This is a genomic window from Yoonia sp. R78084 (assembly GCF_044595625.1).
Classification (GTDB): Bacteria; Pseudomonadota; Alphaproteobacteria; order Rhodobacterales; family Rhodobacteraceae; genus Yoonia.
Map to the genome: position 1 here is coordinate 2072222 of NZ_CP138993.1, position 19878 is coordinate 2092099.

23 protein-coding genes, 1 tRNA gene, 1 pseudogene and 1 riboswitch are annotated in these 19878 nt (G+C 57.6%); of the genes and pseudogenes, 15 read left to right on the forward strand and 10 right to left on the reverse strand.

Features of this window, described 5'->3' with window-relative positions; translation table 11 throughout:
- Positions 1-54: 54 nt before the first annotated feature.
- Positions 55-129, forward strand: a tRNA-Gln gene (locus tag SJY29_RS10510).
- A 115-nt stretch (positions 130-244) separates the two neighbouring features.
- Here SJY29_RS10510 and SJY29_RS10515 read toward each other — a convergent pair.
- The 5 genes from SJY29_RS10515 to SJY29_RS10535 form a co-directional block, all read right to left on the reverse strand.
- Positions 245-931 (reverse strand): TenA family protein, encoded by a 687-nt coding sequence (locus SJY29_RS10515; protein WP_400082664.1) that lies wholly within the window; start codon positions 929-931, stop codon positions 245-247.
- A 138-nt stretch (positions 932-1069) separates the two neighbouring features.
- Positions 1070-1879, reverse strand: a complete 810-nt coding sequence (thiD, locus tag SJY29_RS10520) for a bifunctional hydroxymethylpyrimidine kinase/phosphomethylpyrimidine kinase (RefSeq protein ID WP_400082666.1) — start codon at positions 1877-1879, stop codon at positions 1070-1072.
- Positions 1876-2517, reverse strand: a complete 642-nt coding sequence (thiE, locus tag SJY29_RS10525) for a thiamine phosphate synthase (protein ID WP_400082669.1) — start codon at positions 2515-2517, stop codon at positions 1876-1878. Before thiE ends, thiD begins: the two co-directional genes overlap by 4 nt.
- Complete coding sequence (thiM, locus tag SJY29_RS10530) at positions 2517-3290, reverse strand: hydroxyethylthiazole kinase (protein WP_400088899.1); 774 nt, start codon at positions 3288-3290, stop codon at positions 2517-2519. Before thiM ends, thiE begins: the two co-directional genes overlap by 1 nt.
- Positions 3291-3338: 48 nt before the next feature.
- A riboswitch (TPP riboswitch) is annotated at positions 3339-3427 on the reverse strand.
- Positions 3428-3804: 377 nt separating this feature from the next.
- The gene (locus SJY29_RS10535; RefSeq protein ID WP_400082672.1) at positions 3805-4089 is read right to left on the reverse strand and encodes a hypothetical protein; all 285 of its coding nucleotides are present in this window, start codon (positions 4087-4089) and stop codon (positions 3805-3807) included.
- Positions 4090-4256: 167 nt separating this feature from the next.
- Between SJY29_RS10535 and SJY29_RS10540 the strand changes: the two genes are divergently transcribed.
- From SJY29_RS10540 to SJY29_RS10560, 5 genes and pseudogenes are all read left to right on the forward strand, one after another.
- Entirely contained in the window at positions 4257-4568 is a 312-nt protein-coding gene (locus SJY29_RS10540) for a hypothetical protein (RefSeq protein ID WP_400082674.1), read from the forward strand.
- Between the two features lie 43 nt (positions 4569-4611).
- Positions 4612-5235 (forward strand): annotated as a pseudogene (locus SJY29_RS10545) (AMP-binding protein); the annotation flags it as partial.
- A 168-nt stretch (positions 5236-5403) separates the two neighbouring features.
- A complete protein-coding gene (locus SJY29_RS10550) occupies positions 5404-5667 on the forward strand; it encodes a hypothetical protein (protein ID WP_400088901.1) in 264 nt (87 codons plus the stop codon).
- Positions 5658-6272: a GNAT family N-acetyltransferase gene (locus SJY29_RS10555; protein WP_400082676.1), complete on the forward strand. Its 615-nt coding sequence runs from the start codon at positions 5658-5660 to the stop codon at positions 6270-6272. The genes SJY29_RS10550 and SJY29_RS10555 overlap by 10 nt, the downstream gene beginning before the upstream one ends.
- On the forward strand, positions 6262-6483 hold the full coding sequence (locus tag SJY29_RS10560; RefSeq protein WP_400082679.1) for an acyl carrier protein: 222 nt from the start codon (positions 6262-6264) through the stop codon (positions 6481-6483). Before SJY29_RS10555 ends, SJY29_RS10560 begins: the two co-directional genes overlap by 11 nt.
- A gap of 122 nt (positions 6484-6605) precedes the next feature.
- Here the strand turns inward: SJY29_RS10560 and SJY29_RS10565 are convergent, their stop codons facing one another.
- The 5 genes from SJY29_RS10565 to SJY29_RS10585 form a co-directional block, all read right to left on the reverse strand.
- The gene (locus tag SJY29_RS10565; protein ID WP_400082682.1) at positions 6606-7667 is read right to left on the reverse strand and encodes an ABC transporter ATP-binding protein; all 1062 of its coding nucleotides are present in this window, start codon (positions 7665-7667) and stop codon (positions 6606-6608) included.
- A gap of 1 nt (position 7668) precedes the next feature.
- The gene (locus tag SJY29_RS10570) at positions 7669-8769 is read right to left on the reverse strand and encodes a hypothetical protein (RefSeq protein WP_400082685.1); all 1101 of its coding nucleotides are present in this window, start codon (positions 8767-8769) and stop codon (positions 7669-7671) included.
- A 73-nt stretch (positions 8770-8842) separates the two neighbouring features.
- A complete protein-coding gene (locus SJY29_RS10575; RefSeq protein ID WP_400082688.1) occupies positions 8843-10117 on the reverse strand; it encodes an extracellular solute-binding protein in 1275 nt (424 codons plus the stop codon).
- 24 nt (positions 10118-10141) lie between these two features.
- Positions 10142-10975 (reverse strand): carbohydrate ABC transporter permease, encoded by an 834-nt coding sequence (locus tag SJY29_RS10580; protein WP_400082691.1) that lies wholly within the window; start codon positions 10973-10975, stop codon positions 10142-10144.
- Positions 10972-12039, reverse strand: coding sequence for a carbohydrate ABC transporter permease (locus tag SJY29_RS10585; protein ID WP_400082694.1), 1068 nt, complete (start codon positions 12037-12039; stop codon positions 10972-10974). The genes SJY29_RS10580 and SJY29_RS10585 overlap by 4 nt, the downstream gene beginning before the upstream one ends.
- Before the next feature lie 114 nt (positions 12040-12153).
- Between SJY29_RS10585 and SJY29_RS10590 the strand changes: the two genes are divergently transcribed.
- The 9 genes from SJY29_RS10590 to SJY29_RS10630 all read left to right on the forward strand — a co-directional run bounded on the left by SJY29_RS10590 (position 12154) and on the right by SJY29_RS10630 (position 19789).
- Complete coding sequence (locus SJY29_RS10590) at positions 12154-13182, forward strand: LacI family DNA-binding transcriptional regulator (RefSeq protein WP_400082696.1); 1029 nt, start codon at positions 12154-12156, stop codon at positions 13180-13182.
- Positions 13183-13297: 115 nt separating this feature from the next.
- Positions 13298-13876 carry a hypothetical protein gene (locus tag SJY29_RS10595; RefSeq protein WP_327544937.1) on the forward strand — a complete coding sequence of 193 codons (579 nt, stop codon included), beginning with the start codon at positions 13298-13300 and terminating at the stop codon, positions 13874-13876.
- On the forward strand, positions 13876-14544 hold the full coding sequence (locus SJY29_RS10600; protein WP_400082700.1) for an ABC transporter ATP-binding protein: 669 nt from the start codon (positions 13876-13878) through the stop codon (positions 14542-14544). Before SJY29_RS10595 ends, SJY29_RS10600 begins: the two co-directional genes overlap by 1 nt.
- Positions 14541-15710, forward strand: coding sequence for an ABC transporter permease (locus tag SJY29_RS10605; RefSeq protein ID WP_400082703.1), 1170 nt, complete (start codon positions 14541-14543; stop codon positions 15708-15710). Before SJY29_RS10600 ends, SJY29_RS10605 begins: the two co-directional genes overlap by 4 nt.
- A gap of 15 nt (positions 15711-15725) precedes the next feature.
- The gene (locus SJY29_RS10610) at positions 15726-16502 is read left to right on the forward strand and encodes a DUF4198 domain-containing protein (RefSeq protein WP_400082706.1); all 777 of its coding nucleotides are present in this window, start codon (positions 15726-15728) and stop codon (positions 16500-16502) included.
- On the forward strand, positions 16499-16834 hold the full coding sequence (locus SJY29_RS10615) for a hypothetical protein (protein WP_110279381.1): 336 nt from the start codon (positions 16499-16501) through the stop codon (positions 16832-16834). Before SJY29_RS10610 ends, SJY29_RS10615 begins: the two co-directional genes overlap by 4 nt.
- Entirely contained in the window at positions 16834-17727 is an 894-nt protein-coding gene (locus SJY29_RS10620; RefSeq protein ID WP_400082708.1) for a metal ABC transporter substrate-binding protein, read from the forward strand. The genes SJY29_RS10615 and SJY29_RS10620 overlap by 1 nt, the downstream gene beginning before the upstream one ends.
- Positions 17728-17913: 186 nt before the next feature.
- Positions 17914-18729: a MurR/RpiR family transcriptional regulator gene (locus SJY29_RS10625; RefSeq protein WP_400082711.1), complete on the forward strand. Its 816-nt coding sequence runs from the start codon at positions 17914-17916 to the stop codon at positions 18727-18729.
- Positions 18730-18847: 118 nt separating this feature from the next.
- Entirely contained in the window at positions 18848-19789 is a 942-nt protein-coding gene (locus SJY29_RS10630) for a sugar ABC transporter substrate-binding protein (protein ID WP_110279384.1), read from the forward strand.
- Positions 19790-19878 lie beyond the last annotated feature (89 nt).

Consider the following 19878-nt stretch of genomic DNA (forward strand, 5'->3'; position numbering starts at 1 on the left):
TTGCAAAACGGGCTTGAACCAATCCCGCCTTCGCAGTATCTAGCCCCACGCTGATGGGATGTAGCCAAGTGGTAAGGCAACTGTTTTTGGTACAGTGTACCGTAGGTTCGAATCCTACCATCCCAGCCAGCCTTCCTCCCCTGTTTTCGCGCTGAAAGCTTGGCTCACATTTTGGGGCACGTTGAAGATACTCCGGCGCAATCACTTGGCTCCGGTCGCAATTGTATGAAAGTCCGGTGGCAGGTCACCCGCCGCGCAGTCCCATATCCCAAAACGCAACCTCGAGCCGGGTTGCTGTTGTGAACCGTGCCTGAAGGTTCGGCCAGCGCTGGGATGTGGTTGGGTCGGGGCCCAATCGCTGTGCGATTGCACCATCTATCATCTGACCGACTGACGCCATCACGGTTTGATATTCCGGGTCGCTGTAAGTGTTGATCCAGTCGCGATAGGGCGTGTCCGGGGCAGCCGAGCGTGCAAGCCGCAGGCCGATTTCCCCGTAACCAAAGCAACATGGGGCAAGTGCTGCCATCAGATCAAGGAAATCGCCTTGCAGCCCTGCGTCCATCACATATCGCGTGTAGGCAAGGTTTTCGAATTCCTCGACTGCGCCAAAGAGTGCCGCCCCATCAATGCCTTGGGCGGCACATGTTGTCACATGCAGCGCCATCTCGTGATTGACCAAAGCATCAACTGTGCCCGCACAAATCTTCATCTCGTCCAGCGTCTGGGCCTTGACCACGGCGAGGGACCACGCCCGCGCAAAATGCACAAGGAAGACATAGTCCTGTACAAGGTAATGCAGGAAAGATGCGCGCGATAAAGAACCGTTCCGCAGACCTTCGACAAAGGCATGATGGGTATAGTCGCGCCATGGACCCGGGCAACCGGCCCGCCAATGGGCAAAGGTTTCACCATAAACGGAACCGGTCATGCCACGGCCCCCAGAGAGTGGGTATTATCAGCAGGATGGCGTGACGGGAACTGACCCACATCAGCCGTAACCGTCCCGTATGTCGCACAGCGGCCAATGTGATTTGCAGTGGTTAAAATAGTGGTTCTCATAGCATACTCACTCTGATTTGGGGTAAAGGCTGACAAAATGGTGTGTGGGGCCGTGGCCTTTGCCGACGGACAAATCACCAGACCGCTCAATGGCTGTTGCGACATAGGATTTGGCGGCGGATGTGGCCTGCGCGACGCTGAGCCCTTTGGCGAGATGTGCCGCCAAGGCAGACGAGAGCGTACAGCCGGTACCGTGGGTATTTGCCGTTGCGGTGCGCAGGCCCTCAAACCACGTCACATCGTCATTGGTCACAAGGCAATCGGGGCTGTCCGGCCCCTCAAGATGACCGCCTTTCATTAACACGGCGGTCGCACCCAGATCACAGAGCGCCTTGCCTTGCGCTGCCATCGCATCACGCGTGCTCGCAGGGGCAGCGCCCAGCAAATGCGCCGCTTCGGGCAAGTTCGGCGTCAGCACCGCAGCCATCGGCAAGAGCACGTCACGCAGCGTTCTGACTGCGTCCGGTTGCAGCAATGCCGCACCCCCTTTCGCGATCATCACAGGATCAAGCACAATTGGAGTCCCCTTGTATCTGGCCAGTGCGTCCGCCACTGCGGCTGCAATATCCGCGTTGGCGATCATCCCGATCTTGATGGCGTCCACGCGGATATCGGCAAAGATGGTTGCGATCTGGTCGTGGACAAAGGCGGGTGGTACAAGATGGATGCTCTCGACACCTGTCGTATTCTGCGCCGTCAAAGCCGTGATGGCGGCCATCGCAAACGCGCCATTGGCGGAAATCGCCTTGATGTCGGCCTGAATGCCGGCCCCGCCCGACGGGTCGGACCCGGCAATACTCAGCACGTTGGGTATCATGCGCGGCCCTCCGGTTGGAACGTCGCGAATGCACGGGATGCGATGCATGGGTCAGGCTGGCCGCAAATGGCGGAGACAACGGCCATGCCATCTGCACCGCTGGCAAGAACACCGCTGATATGATCGGGCTTCAGACCGCCAATCGCTACGTTCGGCAACGATGACAACGCGACCAGCTGCGCCAAACCGTCGAAACCTATCGGCTGCGCATGATCGGTCTTTGTGGCCGTGCCAAACACAGGGCCCAGACCGAGGTAGTCCACCAAAGACGGATCAGCATCACGCACCGCTTGCGGCGTTTCGCACGACAGCCCGAGTATTTTGCCCGGACCCATGATCGCGCGCGCCTGTGCAGGCGAGATATCCCCCTGCCCGATATGCGCGCCATCCGCGTTGGCCGCCGCAGCCGCCACGACATCATCATTGATCACAAGCGGCACGCCTGACCCTTGCAAAGCTGTTTTCAGGGCGACAGCCAGATCGGTCCGCTGGGCGGTGGTGGCGTGTTTATCGCGCAACTGCACCATGGTCACACCGCCCGCCACAGCGCGGCGAACATTCTCCACAACGCCGATCCCCGCGCAAAGCCGCGGATCGGTGACCAAATAGAGACGCAATTGATTTCTGAGGGTCCCCATCAGCCGATGACCCCCGCCAGATCGTCCGGCTGGGCAGTGGCGAGTGCATCGAGGAAATGCATCTGAAAACTGCCAGGCCCATGCGCACGCTTTGCGGCGGCGCTTCCTGCGACTTTGAAATGCGCAAGGGCTGCAAGTGCTGCATCAAAGGCGGAACCGGTCGCAGCGTAGGCCCCCATCAATGCGGTCTGCGAACAGCCCAGCGCGGTGACCTGTGGCATTAGGGCCGAGCCACCCGAGACCTCTGCCTCTCGCTTGCCATCGGTCAGGTAATCAACGGGCCCTGTGACAGCTACAACTGTGTCAAACTGCATCGCAAGCGCCTTTGCAGCGCCCTGAGCAGCCGACACACTATCCCCGCTATCTACACCTTTGCCAGCACCGACTTCGCCCGCAAGCGCCAGTATTTCTGACGCATTGCCACGGACAATCGCGGGACGCTGGGCCAGAAGTTTCTGTGCAGCTCCCCGGCGATACGCCGAGATGAAATGCGCCACCGGATCCAGAACCCACGGAATGTTGTGTGTGTTTGCCACTGCCGCCGCCTCTGTCATACTGGCAAACCATGGCGCGGAAATTGTCCCGATATTGATTGAAAGCGCGCCGCAAAGCGGGGTGAACTCGGCCACTTCTTCGGCTGCGTGGACCATCGCAGGCGAGGCACCCGCCGCCAAAACGACGTTTGCCGCGATATTCATCGCCACATAGTTTGTCATGCAATGCACGAGGGGTTTTTGGGCTCTAAGGGCAGTCAGGAGGTCGTGCGCGGCCATGGTCATTCCTCTTTTTTGCAGGCAAAAAGAGGGACTATGTATGCAGCGCAAAGAAACATACGACCTCCCTCCGCCAGCATTATCTGGTTCAGGTTCAAAGGGTACATCTCAGCCTTTCGGCGCCCCTGGTGACTAACTGGCTATTGGTTTTCGCGCCGCGCGTCAAACAGTATGAAACACTTGCGCGCGACATGCGGACATACGCCGCACGTCATGGCCGCACTGTTTCATGCGCGCAGCAAACCTTGCTGGACTCCGCTGCGGACGGCTGCGCCCTGCCCTGTGCACCATTACAATTTCGCACGGGTTTCAGGCGATATCTGCAACCGCCGAACAGGATCGTGCAGCCGTCAAACGACTGTTACAATCAGGACTCTAGAGGCCGCCACCAAAAGAAAACCCCCGGCGGGAACGCCGGAGGTCTGTACGATCTTGACAGCTAAGCTGCTGTCTTATCATCCATTATTGGATTCAGGACAAGGCTAGTCAATCCGCGCTGTGCAGTCGCTTTATCCTAGAACTTTTCGATTGGAGTAAACTCCTTTTCGTCAGGCTCGCTTTCGCTTTCGCCGCCGCTGTCGCCACTGTCACGCGAGGCCAGACCGACAAACAGCGCCACAACAGCAACAGGAATAACCCAGCTGGGAATACTGCCGGCAGCAGGTGCAACCTCGACCGGATCTTCTACGACGACGGGCGCTTCTACGATCTCGTCGGCCAAGCCACCAGCCGTTGCAGCTGTTCCCGACAACGCAATGGCCGTTGCTGCGGTGAGCGTAGCCTTAATTCCCTTAAACATACCCTTCTCCCTTTCTTTTAAAGTACTGTCGCGTGTTATGCTAAGCAGCGGGCTTACTTGAAGCAAGAAAAAGTTAACGATAGTGAAGACAACGGCACATGAAGGTTTCAACCTATCAGGCCTGAGGCACGCTGACACTAGGATGGCAAAATGGGCGTTTCAAATCGATGGCAGAAGTAGACGACGCCTTGCGCAACCTCATATCTGGACCCGCGCGCATGACCTGTGTCAGGTCCGGTCGTACGGTTGATCGTCCCGCGTTCGGGCAGCTGGTTGATGCCCGTGCAACGGAGATCAAAAAGCACATACCGCCAAGCCCTGCCCGCATCGTCATTGCGATAAATGACCCCATCGACTGCCTTGTCAGCCTCTTTGCTGTCTGGCAGTGCGGCAAATGCGCTGTCATGGTCAATCCGGACATCAAAGACAAGGAACGGGGAAATGTGATCGCAGAGCACTGGCGCATCGCTATGGCTTGAAGACGGCCACGCGGTTCAGCCCCTTGCCTTTGATCCTCGCGATGATGACATCAAGAACGCCGCACTCATTTTGATGACGTCTGGCACGACAGGCGTGCCCAAAGGCGTGACCCATAGTCTTGCCGGACTGCAGGCGCGACTTGAAGAAAACCTCAAGGCGATCGGTCCAGCGGCGCTGCAGCGGACCCTTTGCACCCTGCCCCTGTTCTTCGGCCACGGGCTGATTGGAAACGCGCTCACGGCACTCTACGCAGGACAGCATCTCTTTCTTTGGCCCAAGGTGCAGATGAACGAACTTTCCTCTTTTGGGGCCACTCTCGATAGCAACGGGATTACGTTCTTCAGTTCCGTTCCATCATTCTGGCGTATGCTTCTGGCAATATCACCCCCGCCAAAAGCGCCGATGCAGCGCGTCCACGTTGGTTCAGCGCCGCTATCGGCGGACCTGTGGCGGAAAATCGGTGAATGGTGCGGGACCGGAAATGTCTTTAACACATACGGGATGACAGAAACCGCAAACTGGATTTCCGGCGGAGCCTTCGCTGAAACCGAAAGCACCGACGGCTATGTCGGCCGCCCTTGGGGTGGTGAATTCAGGGTTCTCCGCGACGGGCATCTGCATGTCACTGGCGAGGGGGAAATCGCCGTCAAGAGCCCGGGCCAGATGCTGGGTTTCTGGCGCGATGCAGACAAGACGCGCGAAACGATGATGGACGGTTTTTTGCTGACAGGCGATCTGGGGCAGCTCTCGGCTGACCAGTCACTCCGGCTGGTCGGACGCAGCAAGAACGAAATCAACATCGCGGGGATCAAGGTCCTTGCCGAAGAAGTTGACATGCTGCTTGAGTCACATCCAGACGTTGCGGAAGCATGTAGTTTCGGTATTCCGGATGCCGTTTCAGGCGAGCGCGTCGCAGCGATCGTCCGGGCACGCACCCCCGATCTGCTTGCACAGGATCTGATCCTGTGGTGCCGAGAGAACGCGCGGGCGGACGCGGTGCCTTCCAAGATTGAAATTGTTGGTGAAATCCCCAAGAATGACCGCGGTAAGATTGCAAGAGTTGATGTCAAAGCAAGGATGATTGCCAAATGGTCCTGAAACTCATGCGCCGAAAAGAGCCCCCTGATCCCTATCTGTGCAAGCCGATTATTACCGATCGCTTCAATCTGGTGAACTGTACGCGTCAGCAAGCCATCAAATCCACAGCACCGTGGCGGACCGACAGTGAAATTCTGCATAACCTGATGATGCCCAAGGCAGCCTACACCGATTTTCAGTGGGTCAAGGTCATCGGGCGGCCAGATGGTCACTCGCGGTTCTTTCATGCGATTGTTGCGAAAGAGATCAAAGGCACGATCGGCACGCATAGGGTGACCATCGACAGGTCAGGCAATGCAAGCCTTGCACTCGTCATCCATGCGCGGAGTTGGTGGGGCAAGGATGTCTTTGAAGAGGTCCGTACAGGACTCATGGATCACTTTAGCGCCTCTGACCGCGTTGTCCGGTTTCAGGGGCGTGTGCTCAGTCGCAACTTCAGTTCAATCTACAATTACAACAAGATGGGGTTCCGCATGATCGGCTATGATCGCAAGGCGTGGCTATCCCCCGTCACAGACGAACATTGCGATACAATCTATTACGAGATGCTGGCAGAAGACTGGCAAAAGAAACGCAATGGACAGGACAAGACAGATGCACAGTGAGGCCGTCTCGATCATCGCCAAAGCGCTTGGTGTGAGCGAAGAGAGCATCACCGCAGAAACGAGCCTGATGACGACCACGGAATGGGATAGTCTGGCACATTTTCGCATTGTCTTGTCTCTGGAAGAAAGACTTGGGCGCCCGCTCAATCCTGTCGAAATCACAACTCTGATAGATTTCTCTGCGGTACAGACGCTTTTGGACCACGCCTAGCGCCCCTGTCGTTAACAGAGGGCCCGCATGCCTTGAACGGTAATGGGACGGCACAGCACTTGGCAGCCCAAGCAGGCCTTTTCTTCGGGCAATAATCCCGCATATGGCACGCGCCCAAAGACTTAGTCGCGGATACGCTGCTCGGTTTCCGGATCGAACAGATACAGTCTTTTCGTCTCGAAGGTCAGACCAACGCGCTGGCCTTCCGAAACACGCTTATCGCCACGTTCCTCGACGACAATCCGCTCGCCATCTTCCGTGAGCAAATAGGCATATGAGACCCCACCAAGGCTTTCAACCAGATCGACGGTCACGGCGTCACCCGCCGGATCAATCGTCAGATGCTCGGGGCGCAGACCCACAGTGACACGCCGCCCCCTGTGGCCACCTGCGAGACCGGTCGGCACGGTCTGCTTGAGACTATTTATTTTCACACCCGCTTCGGTGATTGTTCCATCCAGAAAATTCATTGCGGGGCTACCAATGAAACCCGCGACAAACTTGTTGTCGGGGTCGCGGTAAAGCTCCATCGGTGCGCCGACCTGTTCAATTCGCCCCAAGCGAAGCACAACGATTTTATCGGCCAGCGTCATTGCCTCGACCTGATCATGCGTGACGTAGATCATCGTTGCGCCGATTTCCTTATGCAGACGCGCGATTTCCACCCGCATTTCCACACGCAGCTCGGCATCAAGATTGGACAGCGGCTCGTCGAACAAGAATACGTCCGGCCCGCGCACGATGGCGCGTCCGATGGACACGCGCTGACGTTGCCCGCCTGACAGAGCGGCGGGTTTGCGGTCAAGATAGTCATCCAGTTTCAAAATGCGCGAGGCCTCGGCCACTTTGGCCGCGATCACGTCCTTGGGGTGTTTGTTCATGCGCAACCCAAAGCCCATGTTCTCCTTGACGGTCATATGCGGGTAAAGGGCGTAGGTCTGGAACACCATCGCCACGCCACGGTCCGAGGGGTCAAGCCGTGTCACATCACGGGCACCGATATGCATCTGGCCTTCGGTCGTTTCCTCCAACCCGGCGACCATGCGCAGCAAGGTTGACTTCCCGCAGCCGGAAGGACCAACGAAAACACAGAACTCACCATCATCAATCTCAAGATCGATGCCGTGAATAACCTGAACGTCGCCATATTTCTTGATGATGCTGTGCATCGTGACACCGGACATATCAGGCTCCTTTGATAGACTGGTTTTGGTGGCCCTTTGTGAGGGTGCGGATCGTCTCGACTTCACGGGCCTCATAAGCCCTGCCATCTGGATAAAGCAGGTCATGGAACCAAAGATCATCCGTTGCGTGCCCTCCATGGGCGCGCACGAGATCATGGGGCCAAGCCAGATGCGTTTGTGAGCGGCCCTGCACCAATCCCCATTGGAAGCAACCCACCTTGCGGTCGTGGTACATGGGCAACTGGTCGGGAATTGTGCTGTCCACCGCCCGTGCCATCCATTCGGTACAGAGCATCGGACGATCGAGAACGGACAGATAATCAATAAAGCGCTCTACCTGATCGGTGCGCCAATAGGCGTGGAACGTGATGATGTCTGAATGCAGCAATGCGCTGCGGTCAATTTCTGTCTGATAGGGGTGTGCCGCCTCGCCCGGCAATGGTGTTGTCCAGGCAGCAACCGTCAAAGGCTGCATGGGATATTGCGAGCGCGCCCATGCAAAGGCGCTTTCCATCAAGGCAAGCGAATGGCTTTCGAGATCACGGGGGTAGCGCGAAAAGCCGTCTTTGCTGAATTGCATCCTGTTGCCGGGTTCATTGTAGATGTCCCAGAACAGGATCCGCCGGTCATTCCGGAAAGCGCGCACAACGCCGATGACATAGGCCCGCAGGGTGTCATGCCGTTCGGCATCCATGACCACATCGCGCCCCGGACTGGCAATCGCGCGGCTGTTATGCACCCCCGCAATCGGATCCGGCTGTGGACCATAGACAGGTTCGACCCCACCAAAACCGCAGTCATCAAAAAGACAGAGCGCGGTCTTGATCCTGCACTGGTCTGCAACCGCCAGCAGGCTGTCGATACGCTCCAGAAAACCGGCGCGGTCGTGCTCCCAGAAAAGCGGGTGGAGATTGACCCGCATCGCATTGAAGCCGATGTCTGCCGCCCATTGCAGTTCCCGTGTGATTGTTGGCAGATCAAAGCTGTCTGCGTGCCACATCTCGAGAAAATTCACCGCCGTGGATGGCAAGTAGTTAAACCCACATACCCAAGGTTGGGCGTCCCACCATGCGTTTGCGTCTTTGGTTGTCCAGCGGTCCATGCGCGTGTCCGTAAAGCTAGAATAGTGAAGACGTCGCCCCGACCCAAGAGATCGGAGCGACAGGGCGGCGTGCCTAGCGATCAAGCAAGTCCTGCACCTCGAACTCTGCATCCTGCAGGGCCGCTTCCACCGGTTTGTCGGTCAGCCAGATGGCCTGCAATTCGCGGTTCAGCACATCCTGGATTGCGCCATAACGCTCGGATGGTGGCGTGTCCCTGGCGATGGCGGCGGTGCCTGTGTATTCATCGCGGTGTGGCAATGACTGATAGGCTTCGCTGTCCACCACAGACTGACGCACAGACATGTGGCCGGTACGCGCCCAGTCGATGTTGTGATCATTGATGAAAGCCAGCACTTTCAGCGCCGCTTCGCGCTCGGCCCCTTCCAGCGATGCAGGGATTGCCCACATGTGGCTGTCCGCCCAGGTTGCGCCTGTTTCAAAGAGTGTTGGGAAGTCGGCAACATAGTAGTTATCAAGCGCCACCTCTTCTTTCGCAGCCTCTGCGCTGTAAAAGTCCACGACCCATGTGCCGTTCACAAGAACCGCAGCCTCGCCGTTCAGGAAAGCCTGCTGGCTGTCCGCATAGTTGAGCTGCGGGTTGGCGTAGCCAGCGTCGAAGAGCTGTGTGATCGCTTCAATGGCGTTCTTGCCGGCTTCGGTGTTGATTGTGGCGGTGCCGTCATCTGTAAAGATGTTCGCGTTTTGCTGCCACATCAGGGCAAGCACCAGACGCACACCAATCGGGAACTGTGCAAAGTCTGCTGCCAGATAGTCCTGACCGGTGGCCTCTTTGACCATTGCCGCATGTTCCATCATTTCGGCCGGAGATGTTGGCAATACGGGCGCGCCGTTCTCGACCAATCCGGCTGCTTCCATGATGTCCATGTTCACATGCCAGAGGTTGGCGTGGAAATCCATCGGGACGCCGTAGATCCCGCCATTGTAGCTGACTGCATCAAGTGCCGCAGGGGACCAGTCGGATGCGTCGATGCCTGCCGCTTCCAGCTCACCGGAAATCTCAGCGAGCGCCCCCAGACCGGCAAATTCAGGGATGCGGTGGCGGTGCATGACGTGCACATCGGGCGGCGTGCCACCGGCGTAGGCCGCCTTGATCTGGTCGTAGTAGTTGCCCCAGTCGGTCGGCAGCGTGTTGATGCTGATCCCGTCCAGTTCCGCATCAGCAGCATTGATGATCGACTGGATGATGCAAGCCTCGCCCGCGCTTGTCGTGGTGTCGGTGCCTGCATCCTCGCAGGCGCCGAAAAAGCGGCCGAGTGTGATCTCCTGCGCCACACTTTCGGTGGCAATGAGCGCGGTTGCGGCCGCGATGAGTAGCACATGTTTCATGGTATTCCTCCCTAGAATGTGCGGTTAGCCCTTTGATCCGCCCACGGTCATGGCTTGCACCACGTACCGCTGGAAAATCAGGAACAGGATGACAACCGGCAGGGACGCGATAACGCCCGAGGCCATGACACGGCCCAGCCCTTCCGATTGCGCGAAGTTGGATTGGATGGACGCAAGGCCCAAAGTGATCGTGAAGTATTCACGCTGCTGGGCGCTGACGAGTGGCCACAGGTAATCGTTCCACGCATAAAGAAACGTCAGGATCGCCAAGGTCATCATGGCAGGCCGCGCGAGCGGCAGCATGACGTACCAGAAAATCCTGAGCCATGTGACGCCATCAAGCCGTGCGGCCTCTTCGATGTCTTCCGGGATCGCACGAAAGAACTGCATCATCAGGAAAACACCGATCGGCACGGCCATGCGCGGCAGGATCAGCGCGTGATAGCTGTTATGCCAGCCGAAATCAGCGAACATCGTGTAAAGCGGAATGAAAACAGCCTGTTCCGGCACCATCAGCCCGATGAGGCAAATCACGGTGATCGTCTTCTTGAACGGGAACTCTAGCCGTGCAAGCGCGTAGCCCGCTGTCGTTGAGACCGCGAGCACGCCGAGCGTCATGCCGACGGCAACGATCAAAGAATTCAAAAACCATGCAGGTGTTTGTCCGAAACTGAAAAGGGCGGCGTAGTTGTCCCATGTAAACGGCAAAGGGATCAGCCCGAAGGCAGTGGAGGACGTCGTCCGCGCCAGAACATCATTGGGCTGGAAAGAGAGCGAGACCATCCAGACGGTCGGGACAAGCCAGATGAAAGCGGGAATGGCGAGCGCTGTGACGAGCCAGTAATATGAACGGTTCATTCCGGTTTCTCCCGCCCTACAACAAACTGGATGATGGAAAAGCAGCCCATGATGACAAAAAGAAAGACCGCCATCGCACTTGCCCGACCAAGCTCGCTATCGCGGAACCCCGTCTGGTAGATGTAGCGGACAAGGACCTGTGTGCTGTCATTCGGCCCGCCTTGGGTCATCAGATGCGATTGCCCGAAAACCTGAAAGTGCAGGATGATCTGCAAAATCACGACAACCGTGATGGTGCGCTTGAGGTTTGGCAGGGTGATGTACCAGAACGCCCGCGCGCCCGTGGCGTTATCAAGCGCCGCCGCTTCATAAAGGTCTTTCGAAATATCCTGCAAACCTGCGAGAAAGAGGATCATCGCGATCCCGAGGCTCCACCAGATTGTGGCGATCACAATGGCGGCCATGGCGAATTGCTGGTCGGTCAGCCAGTTGATCGGCGTGCCACCCACCGCTTGGGTGATGTTTGCGATCAGGCCCTGACGGGGCGAAAACATGATCTGCCAGATCAATGTCACAACAGTTACAGAGAGAACCTGGCTCAGGAAAAACAGCGTGCGCAGCATGGACATGGCGCGGGTTTCACGATTGACGGCAGCCGCAAGCAAGAGCGCGGAGATCGTCACGCCCGGCACTGCCAAACCGACAAAGACGAGCGTATTGCCAACGGTGGGCCAAAACCTGCGGTCAAACCAGCGACCACCCTCGCCCGCGTGAAAACCGGGGATAACGATCAGCAAGACCGACGCCACACCAAGGGCAATCGCATTGAAACGGCTTAACTTGCCCCCAAAGCGCAACAGGACCGACAGCGCCAGTCCAATCAGGCCAAGGACCTGCCAGAATGGCGCTGCAAACAGCGACCATTCGATATTGCGGCCCCACATCACGCGCTCGTAGTTGCGCAGGCCAACAAATTCCTTGGCGTCAGGGTTGAACGCGACAGCAAGCAGGTTCCAGTCATGCAGGCTGATCCAGACCCCGCGAAAGAAGGGGTAAATCAGGAAAAGGGCATAGACCACCAGAAACGGGAGCAGCAACGTATAGGCCGCCTGCGTTTGGGTCATTCGTCTTGAAGTTCTGGTCCGCATCTCTCCCTCCCCCAGAGCTATGCCGATTCCTCTTGTGCTAATATTATTAGCAATATTTATTAGCATCCGACAAGGGAAATCGGATCTGGAATGAAATTGACCGAGAAAGAGACCCCGACGCGGGTAACAATGAAGGATGTTGCCCTGCATGCGGGCGTCTCCCAGTCCACTGTTTCTTTTGTGTTGAACGGCTTGGAGGACATGCGCATCAGCCGCGAAACGCGCAAGCGCGTCATGCAGGCGGTCGATGAACTTGGCTACCGCCCCCGCGGCGCTGGCCGCCCGCCCAAGTCGAACCGGACCGGTGTCATCGGCCTGATGATTGATGAGATCGCGACCAGCCCTTTTGCCGCGATATCAATCGAGGGTGTTCAGGAAGAAGCGTGGAAAAATGATCTGATCGTAGAGGTCGTCATGACTGGCGGCGACAAGAACTACGAGACCGAGGTGCTGAAAAAGTGGTCCGGCGACAATGCAATCGGTGTTGTCTACGGATCGATCCTGACGCGCCAACTGGTCCCTCCGCAAGGGTTGGCGCGGCACCGCGCCGTTCTCTTGAATTGCTATGATCATGACAAACAGTATTCGTCTGTGGTGCCCGCCGAACGCCGCGGCGGCGAGGTCGCGACGGAAGCCTTGCTTGCCGCAGGGCACCGCCGGATCGCCTTTATCTCGGGTGAGCCGTGGATGGAGGCATCGGATCAAAGGATGGAAGGCTATGAGCGGGCGTTGCGCGCGGCACGCATTCCCGTTGATCCGTCTTTGATCATGGAAGGGAATTTTCTACCAAGTGGAGGGCGTGACGCGACGCTGAAACTGATGCAGGCATCCGTGCCGCCAGATGCAATTTTCTGTGCGAACGATCTGACGGCAGTGGGCTGCTATGAAGCACTCAAGGAACTGGGGGTCCAGGTTGGCAAGTCTGTCGCCGTGATGGGCTATGACGATCAGGAAATTGCACAGCACCTTTCCCCTGCCCTCTCAACCGTGCTCTTGCCTCACCGTGAAATGGGCCAATGGTGTGTCGAACAGCTTCTTTCGCCAGACGCACAGCTGGTTGTGACAGAGCGGATGGAATGTCCGCTTGTTCTGCGCGCCTCGCACAGATCTGACCCCTGAGTGGCCCTTTACCGCGCTGTGGATGCCGACATTGTGATGTTGCCTGCTTGCAGTCCCTGCCGCTATGCGACAAATTATTGGGATAGCTGATTTTTCACACGGACGCGCGCGGACGATGAACCGAATTCCTCTTTTTTCCGGTCTTGCCGTCTTGGGCGCCGCAGCAGTTGGTGCGTTTCTCATGTTGCCGATGCGGGATGCGGTGTCGGAAACCGACGCGTTTGCCGCACCCGGCCTTGATCCGATGACCATTGAAGAGGCGCGTACAGAGTTCTGGCGCCTGACGCCCGCGTTGCTGTTGGTGGTTTATGATGCATTCGGCCAGACCCAAGAAGATGCGATCTATGACACGCTTGCCAGTGTTACACATGGCGACGCCCTCGAGTATCTTTATCTGGAGCGCGTGGGCGCGATGGCGGGCGGTGGCCTTGAAGAGGCAGATCAGACAATCCACGAAATCAAGCTGCTGAACACACGCGTTTCGCGCGATGGTGCCGCATTGGCCATTGACGCCTCATGGCAGGTCATCGGCACGGTCGGACATGCCGAACACCTGCATGTGCGCGGCAATACCTATAGCGCGGACCTCTTGGTCTCGCCCGTCGAGGGGGCTTGGCGGATCACCGATTTCGAACTGTTGGAAGTCAATCGGGATGCCGCCGGTGAAACCTTTCTGGCCCCGCAAATCAACTGATGATTACCGTTGAAAACCTTTCTTTCCGCTATAGCGCGACCAGCTTTGGTCTGCGCATCCCTGCGTTTCATCTGCGAGACCGCGAACGCGTGGCCATCGTGGGCCCAAGCGGCAGCGGCAAGACCACGCTCCTAAACCTGATCGCGGGCATCCTGACACCAGAGGCGGGCCGGATCGACGTTGCAGGCACCGATGTCGCCACCCTCTCCGAGGTGGAACGCCGCCGCTTTCGCGCCAGCACAATCGGCTTTGTGTTTCAGGATTTTGCGCTGCTGGATTATCTGTCGGCGCGGCAGAATATTCTCTACCCTTACCGGATCACACCCGCACTGACGTTGAACGCTGCCGCCCGCGAAAGGGCCGAAGCCTTGGCGGCAGCCTGCGGGATCGGCGACAAACTGGACCGTCATCCAACCGCACTGAGCCAGGGTGAACAACAGCGCGTCGCCATTTGTCGCGCCTTGGTGACCCAGCCCAAACTGATCCTTTCGGATGAGGCCACTGGCAATCTTGACCCTGAAAGCAAAGCCCGCATCCTTGATCTGCTGTTTGAGCAGGCCAGCGAAGCGGGTGCTGCCGTTCTGGCCGTAACCCATGACCACGAACTCTTGCCACGGTTCGAGCGTGTGCTGGATTTCGCGCAGTTCAGACAGGGGGCCGACGCATGAACGCGCTCTACCTTGCTTTTGCCTATCTGCGCTATCACTGGGGCCGCAGCCTTGTGCTGACACTGGTCGCAGCCCTGATCATGTTTGTTCCGATTGCAACGCAGATCCTGCTGTCCACCAGCGAACGTGCGCTGGTTGCGCGGGGCGATGCGACGCCGCTGTTGTTGGGCAGCCGGGGATCGCAATTGGACCTGACAATGGCTGCCCTCTATTTTTCGGACGAAAGGCCCGACCCTGTGACTATGCGCGAGGTTGAAGCGGTCTGGGACAGCGGGCTGGCGGTGCCGATCCCTGTGCATTCTGCTTTTTCATCGGCTGGGTTCCGCATTGTGGGCACGACGCTGGACTACTTCGACTTTCGCGGCCTGACCGTGTCGGACGGGCGTAGCCTTTCCATTCTTGGTGATGCGGTGATTGGCGCTGATGTTGCACAATCACTTGGCAAAGGCGTTGGTGACACTCTGGTGTCCTCGCCTGAGAACCTGTTTGATCTGGATGGTGTCTACCCCCTCGAGATGCCGATTGTGGGCGTTCTGGCACCCACCAATTCCCCTGATGATCAGGCAATTTTTGTGGATATCAAAACCGCCTGGGTCATTCAGGGTATTGGGCATGGACATGAAGACGTGGTGACGGCGGCCGAGGTCGCCGCAGGCACCGCCGCACTGTCGAATGCGGCCGTTGTGCAATATCAACGGATCACTGACGAGAATATCGACAGCTTTCATTTTCATGGCAGTCAGGACGGTTTCCCGACCACTGCCGTGATCGTGGTGCCCAATGACGCGCGGTCTGGCACAATCTTGAAGGGCCGCTATCTGGATAGCGAAAACCCCGCCCAACTGATCGAGCCCGCCGGCGTGATCCAGAGCCTTGTGGACCGTATTTTCAGGATCAAAGCGCTGCTCGACGCGGTCACGCTGATTATCGCGATTGCCGCATTGGCCGCGATCGGGCTTGCCGTGTTCCTCAGCTACCGCCTGCGGGCCCGCGAGATCGCAACGGCCGTCAAACTGGGGGCGCGTCGCGGCATGGTTTTGCGTCTCTTGTCGGCCGAGACAATCACATTACTATCTCTTTCAGCACTTATTGCTGCAACAGGCGCGGCCATCGTGTCGCGCAATTCAGAAGCCTGGGTAGGTTGGCTACTCGCGCTCGGTTCATGATCATTAGGAGGCTCCATGAAACGTCATTTTATCACTGCATCACTCGCCAGCATTATCGCTGCAACGCCCGCCCTGGCCCATTACGGCATGATTATTCCCAATGATCCGATGATCAGTCAGGAAGACGGACGCAGTGTTGCGCTGACGATGTCGTTCTCGCATCCGTTCGAAATGGACGGCATGATGCTTGATACACCTGTGGCATTCTCGGTCACACATGAGGGCACCACCACGGACCTGCTCGGCGATCTTGAAAGTGCGACCGTGATGGACGATCAGGGCTACACGCTTGATTATCCGCTGGACCGTCCCGGCACCTATATCTTCGCGATGGAACCACAGCCCTATTGGGAACCTGCCGAAGATGCCTTTATCATCCACTACACAAAAACCTATGTGACCGCCTATGGCGACGACGAGGGCTGGGATACCGAACTGGGCCTGAAAACCGAGATTGTCCCGCTGTCCAAACCCTTCGGCCTGTGGGAGCACAACGTCTTTCAGGGCATCGTCAAGATGGACGGCGAAGCCGTGCCCTATGCAGAGGTCGAGGTCGAATTCTTCAATGATGGCGCAGGGGCGACCGTCCCGGACGAGCTGATGATTACGCAGACGGTCAAGGCCGATGAGAACGGTGTCTTCACCTACGCGCCACCATCCGATGGCTGGTGGGGTTTCGCCGCTCTGAACACCGCTGATTATACTTTGGTCGAAGAAACATCGGGCGAAGAGAAGGCCGTCGAACTTGGCGCCGTGATCTGGGTTCACTTCGAAGAATGGACCGGACAATGATCCGGGCCATTGCCTTGGCTAGCATTTGTGCTGTCGCCCCCATGGGGGCGGCGGCACATCAGTTGACGGTATTCGCCGCAACCAACTGCGAAATGGTGACAGTCGAAGCCAAGTTTTCAAACGGAAATCCCGTCATGCTCGCCGATGTGCGCGTGCTGGATGGCAACAACACCTTGCTGCTCACGTTGCCGATCAACGAGGATGGCACCGTCGCAATCCCGCTTGACAGCGTGGACCATTCCGGCGGTCTTGTGATCGAAGTCGACACCGGCAGCCACGATAATTACTGGATCGTGACACCCGACGACATTGCACGCAGTTGCCAGAGTTGATGACCATGCCCCTGCTGAAACCGTTCCTTGCCGTCGTGATGACATTTCTTGTTGCAAGCTCTGTCGCAGCACAGGATCGTCCGCGCGTTGTTGCTGTGAATTATCCTCTACAGTATTTCGCCGAACGTCTCGTAGGGGATGCGGCAGAGGTCATTTTTCCGGTTCCGGCGGATGTTGACCCTTCTTTCTGGCGCCCGTCCATTGCCGATATCAGCACGATCCAGTCTGCCGATCTGATCCTGTTGAACGGTGCGGGGTTTGCCACCTGGGTTGATCGGGTTTCCCTGCCGCGCGCCAAGGTCGCGAATACGACCACGGCAATCGAAGACCAGTTCATCCGCACCGAAAGCATCACACACAGCCATGGTGACGGCGACGAACATTCGCACGAAGGGTTGGCATCCTACACCTGGCTTGACCCGATGCTGGCCATCGCGCAGGCCGAAGCCGTTGCTGCGGCGATCACAGCACGCGGGATCGCACCTGATGATGCGGTCGCAACGCGGCTCGACGCGTTGCGGGCGGACCTTGCGGAGTTGGACAGGCAGGCCACCGGCGCATTTGATGGCATGCAAGACATCGCGATGATCGCAACGCACCCGCGCTATCAATACCTGGCACAGCGCTATGGCCTGTCGATCTCTTCGCTGGAATGGGAAGCCGGCGCCATGCCGACCGATGCAGAACAGGCTGACCTTGTCGCACTTGCCACGCAAACAGGCGCGCAGGTCCTGATCTGGGAAGCCGCACCCCCGGCAGAAGCTTTTGCTGTCGCGGCCGAGCTTGGCCTTGCAAACATCGTCTTCCCGACCCTCGCGCAGGGGGTTGATGACCAAACATATATGCAGGCCATAGCCAACGCTTTGACGGCAATTTCCGAAGCCAAGCCGTAGATTGCAGGCGATGCGTGGTCACTGTCTGGACGCGCTGGCAGCCGCTGCTTGACCCATAAGATGGCCCAGCGCGGCCTGAGTTCTCGTTTGACCTGAAGGCGCAACTGCGCGATCACTCTGGAATACGCATTCCATTTTTCGAGACTTCATTCTACCCTCACTGAAAACCCGTGAGGAGCGCAAGAGATGGATGAAGTCCGATCGCCGGAAAACCTAGAGGAACTCACCGACAGAATTGCGCAATTGCAGCAGACATTGCCCAAGCGTTTGCGCCAGTGCGCCGACTACATTCTTCAGAATACGCACGAGATTGCCTTTTCCACTGTTGCCGAAATCAGCGAAAGGGCAAATGTACAGCCGTCAGCCGTTATGCGGTTCTGTCAGGTCATCGGCTTTGGCGGCTATACGGACATGCAAAAGCTTGTCCGGCAGACGATCCAGCCAAAGATGCCCGACTACAACGAACGTATTCAGAACTTGCGCGAATCCGGCGACGACAGCCCGACCGCAATTTTGGCAGAGTTCGTTGAAGCCGGCCGGAAATCCCTGGAACAGCTTTCAGCAACTGTAAACGAAGCTTCACTGGAGCAGGCCGTGGAAACGCTCGCACAGGCCCAATTGATCCATGTGGTAGGGATGCGACGGGCATATCCTGTTGCGTCATATCTGTCTTACGCCTTTGAAAAGCTGCATATACCCAGTGTATTGCATGGTGGTGGCGGGCGCTTGACCCATGCCGAAGCCATGCGTGAGGGAGACGCTTTGGTCGCGATCACATTTGCGCCTTACAGTCCTGAAACCATTGCACTTGCGGATGAAGCGGTGAGCCGCGGGCTGCCTGTCATCCTGATGAGCGACACCCCTTCTTTGCCGATAAAAGGCACATCTCTTGTGCCGCTCATCGTCTCGGAAATTGACTTTGGCGCGTTCCGTTCCCTCTCGGCAACTTTATCTCTGGCGATCTCATTGGCGGTTGCAACCGGCGCCCGAAGATCGCAATAAATGACAAATTCATGTTGATTAATCCTCAAATAGAATAATAATTCCATTTGCAGGAGAGATGATTCTTTCTGTGCGGTCAGCTGAGGAACTGGCCGGGAGAAAACAACGGGAGGTTCTCATGAAGAAGACATTTACCGCAATTGCTGCGGCAGCATTTGCTGTCGTCGGTGTTGTCGCTCCGGCGCATGCCGAGGGCGAAAGATATGTACTGGTCAGCCACGCACCAGACAGCGATAGCTGGTGGAACACCATCAAGAATGGCGTCGCACTTGCGGGTGATCAAATGGGCGTTGAGGTCGAGTACCGCAACCCGCCAACGGGTGACTTGGCCGACATGGCCCGTATCATCGAACAGGCTGCGGCCTCTGGCCCTGACGGCATCATCACAACGCTGGCCGACTATGACGTTCTGTCCGGTCCGATCCGCGCGGCTGTCGATAGTGGTGTTGATGTCATCATCATCAACTCCGGTTCGCCGGATCAGGCCCGCGAAGTGGGCGCGCTGATGTATGTGGGCCAGCCTGAATATGATGCAGGTTTCGCGGCCGGTCAGCGCGCGGCGGGCGATGGCATCAGTTCGTTCCTGTGCGTGAACCACTATATCAACTCGCCTTCATCCACAGAGCGTTGCCAGGGCTTCGCAGATGGTCTGGGTGTGGAACTGGGCAACCAGATGATCGACAGCGGTCAGGACCCTGCGGAAATCAAGAACAAGGTTCTGGCCTACCTGTCTGCCAACCCTGAAACCGAAGCTGTTCTGACACTCGGGCCGACATCCGCTGATCCTACCATCCTTGCGCTGGAGGAAAACGGCATGGCTGGTGACATCTACTTCGGGACGTTCGATCTGGGCGAAGAAATCGTCAATGGCCTGAAGTCCGGCGTGATCAACTGGGGTATCGACCAGCAGCCGTTTCTGCAGGCCTATCTGCCCGTGATCGTCTTGGCGAACTATCACCGTTACGGCGTTCTGCCCGGTAACAACATCAACTCTGGCCCCGGCTTTGTGACAGCTGACGGCCTGGCGAAGATTGAAGAGTTCGCCGGCGAGTACCGCTAAGGTCTCCTCCCTGTCGTGCCAGGGTGCGGTGCGCCCTGACCGACACGCGGTTCAGGGCGTCCTTTCCGGACGCCCTGATACCAACAAAA

What these genes read in the sequence shown, in the direction of transcription:
- SJY29_RS10585 (WP_400082694.1), bottom strand. Translation starts at nt 12,039, where the DNA reads ATGACCCAAACGCAGGCGGCCTATACGTTGCTGCTCCCGTTTCTGGTG.
- SJY29_RS10620 (WP_400082708.1), top strand. Translation starts at nt 16,834, where the DNA reads ATGACCATGCCCCTGCTGAAACCGTTCCTTGCCGTCGTGATGACATTT.
- SJY29_RS10580 (WP_400082691.1), bottom strand. Translation starts at nt 10,975, where the DNA reads ATGAACCGTTCATATTACTGGCTCGTCACAGCGCTCGCCATTCCCGCT.
- SJY29_RS10540 (WP_400082674.1), top strand. Translation starts at nt 4,257, where the DNA reads ATGGCAGAAGTAGACGACGCCTTGCGCAACCTCATATCTGGACCCGCG.
- SJY29_RS10630 (WP_110279384.1), top strand. Translation starts at nt 18,848, where the DNA reads ATGAAGAAGACATTTACCGCAATTGCTGCGGCAGCATTTGCTGTCGTC.
- thiD (WP_400082666.1), bottom strand. Translation starts at nt 1,879, where the DNA reads ATGATACCCAACGTGCTGAGTATTGCCGGGTCCGACCCGTCGGGCGGG.
- SJY29_RS10615 (WP_110279381.1), top strand. Translation starts at nt 16,499, where the DNA reads ATGATCCGGGCCATTGCCTTGGCTAGCATTTGTGCTGTCGCCCCCATG.
- SJY29_RS10595 (WP_327544937.1), top strand. Translation starts at nt 13,298, where the DNA reads ATGAACCGAATTCCTCTTTTTTCCGGTCTTGCCGTCTTGGGCGCCGCA.
- SJY29_RS10565 (WP_400082682.1), bottom strand. Translation starts at nt 7,667, where the DNA reads ATGTCCGGTGTCACGATGCACAGCATCATCAAGAAATATGGCGACGTT.
- thiM (WP_400088899.1), bottom strand. Translation starts at nt 3,290, where the DNA reads ATGGCCGCGCACGACCTCCTGACTGCCCTTAGAGCCCAAAAACCCCTC.
- SJY29_RS10555 (WP_400082676.1), top strand. Translation starts at nt 5,658, where the DNA reads ATGGTCCTGAAACTCATGCGCCGAAAAGAGCCCCCTGATCCCTATCTG.
- SJY29_RS10515 (WP_400082664.1), bottom strand. Translation starts at nt 931, where the DNA reads ATGACCGGTTCCGTTTATGGTGAAACCTTTGCCCATTGGCGGGCCGGT.
- SJY29_RS10550 (WP_400088901.1), top strand. Translation starts at nt 5,404, where the DNA reads ATGCTGCTTGAGTCACATCCAGACGTTGCGGAAGCATGTAGTTTCGGT.
- SJY29_RS10570 (WP_400082685.1), bottom strand. Translation starts at nt 8,769, where the DNA reads ATGGACCGCTGGACAACCAAAGACGCAAACGCATGGTGGGACGCCCAA.
- SJY29_RS10600 (WP_400082700.1), top strand. Translation starts at nt 13,876, where the DNA reads ATGATTACCGTTGAAAACCTTTCTTTCCGCTATAGCGCGACCAGCTTT.
- SJY29_RS10575 (WP_400082688.1), bottom strand. Translation starts at nt 10,117, where the DNA reads ATGAAACATGTGCTACTCATCGCGGCCGCAACCGCGCTCATTGCCACC.
- SJY29_RS10590 (WP_400082696.1), top strand. Translation starts at nt 12,154, where the DNA reads ATGAAATTGACCGAGAAAGAGACCCCGACGCGGGTAACAATGAAGGAT.
- SJY29_RS10625 (WP_400082711.1), top strand. Translation starts at nt 17,914, where the DNA reads ATGGATGAAGTCCGATCGCCGGAAAACCTAGAGGAACTCACCGACAGA.
- SJY29_RS10610 (WP_400082706.1), top strand. Translation starts at nt 15,726, where the DNA reads ATGAAACGTCATTTTATCACTGCATCACTCGCCAGCATTATCGCTGCA.
- SJY29_RS10535 (WP_400082672.1), bottom strand. Translation starts at nt 4,089, where the DNA reads ATGTTTAAGGGAATTAAGGCTACGCTCACCGCAGCAACGGCCATTGCG.
- SJY29_RS10560 (WP_400082679.1), top strand. Translation starts at nt 6,262, where the DNA reads ATGCACAGTGAGGCCGTCTCGATCATCGCCAAAGCGCTTGGTGTGAGC.
- SJY29_RS10605 (WP_400082703.1), top strand. Translation starts at nt 14,541, where the DNA reads ATGAACGCGCTCTACCTTGCTTTTGCCTATCTGCGCTATCACTGGGGC.
- thiE (WP_400082669.1), bottom strand. Translation starts at nt 2,517, where the DNA reads ATGGGGACCCTCAGAAATCAATTGCGTCTCTATTTGGTCACCGATCCG.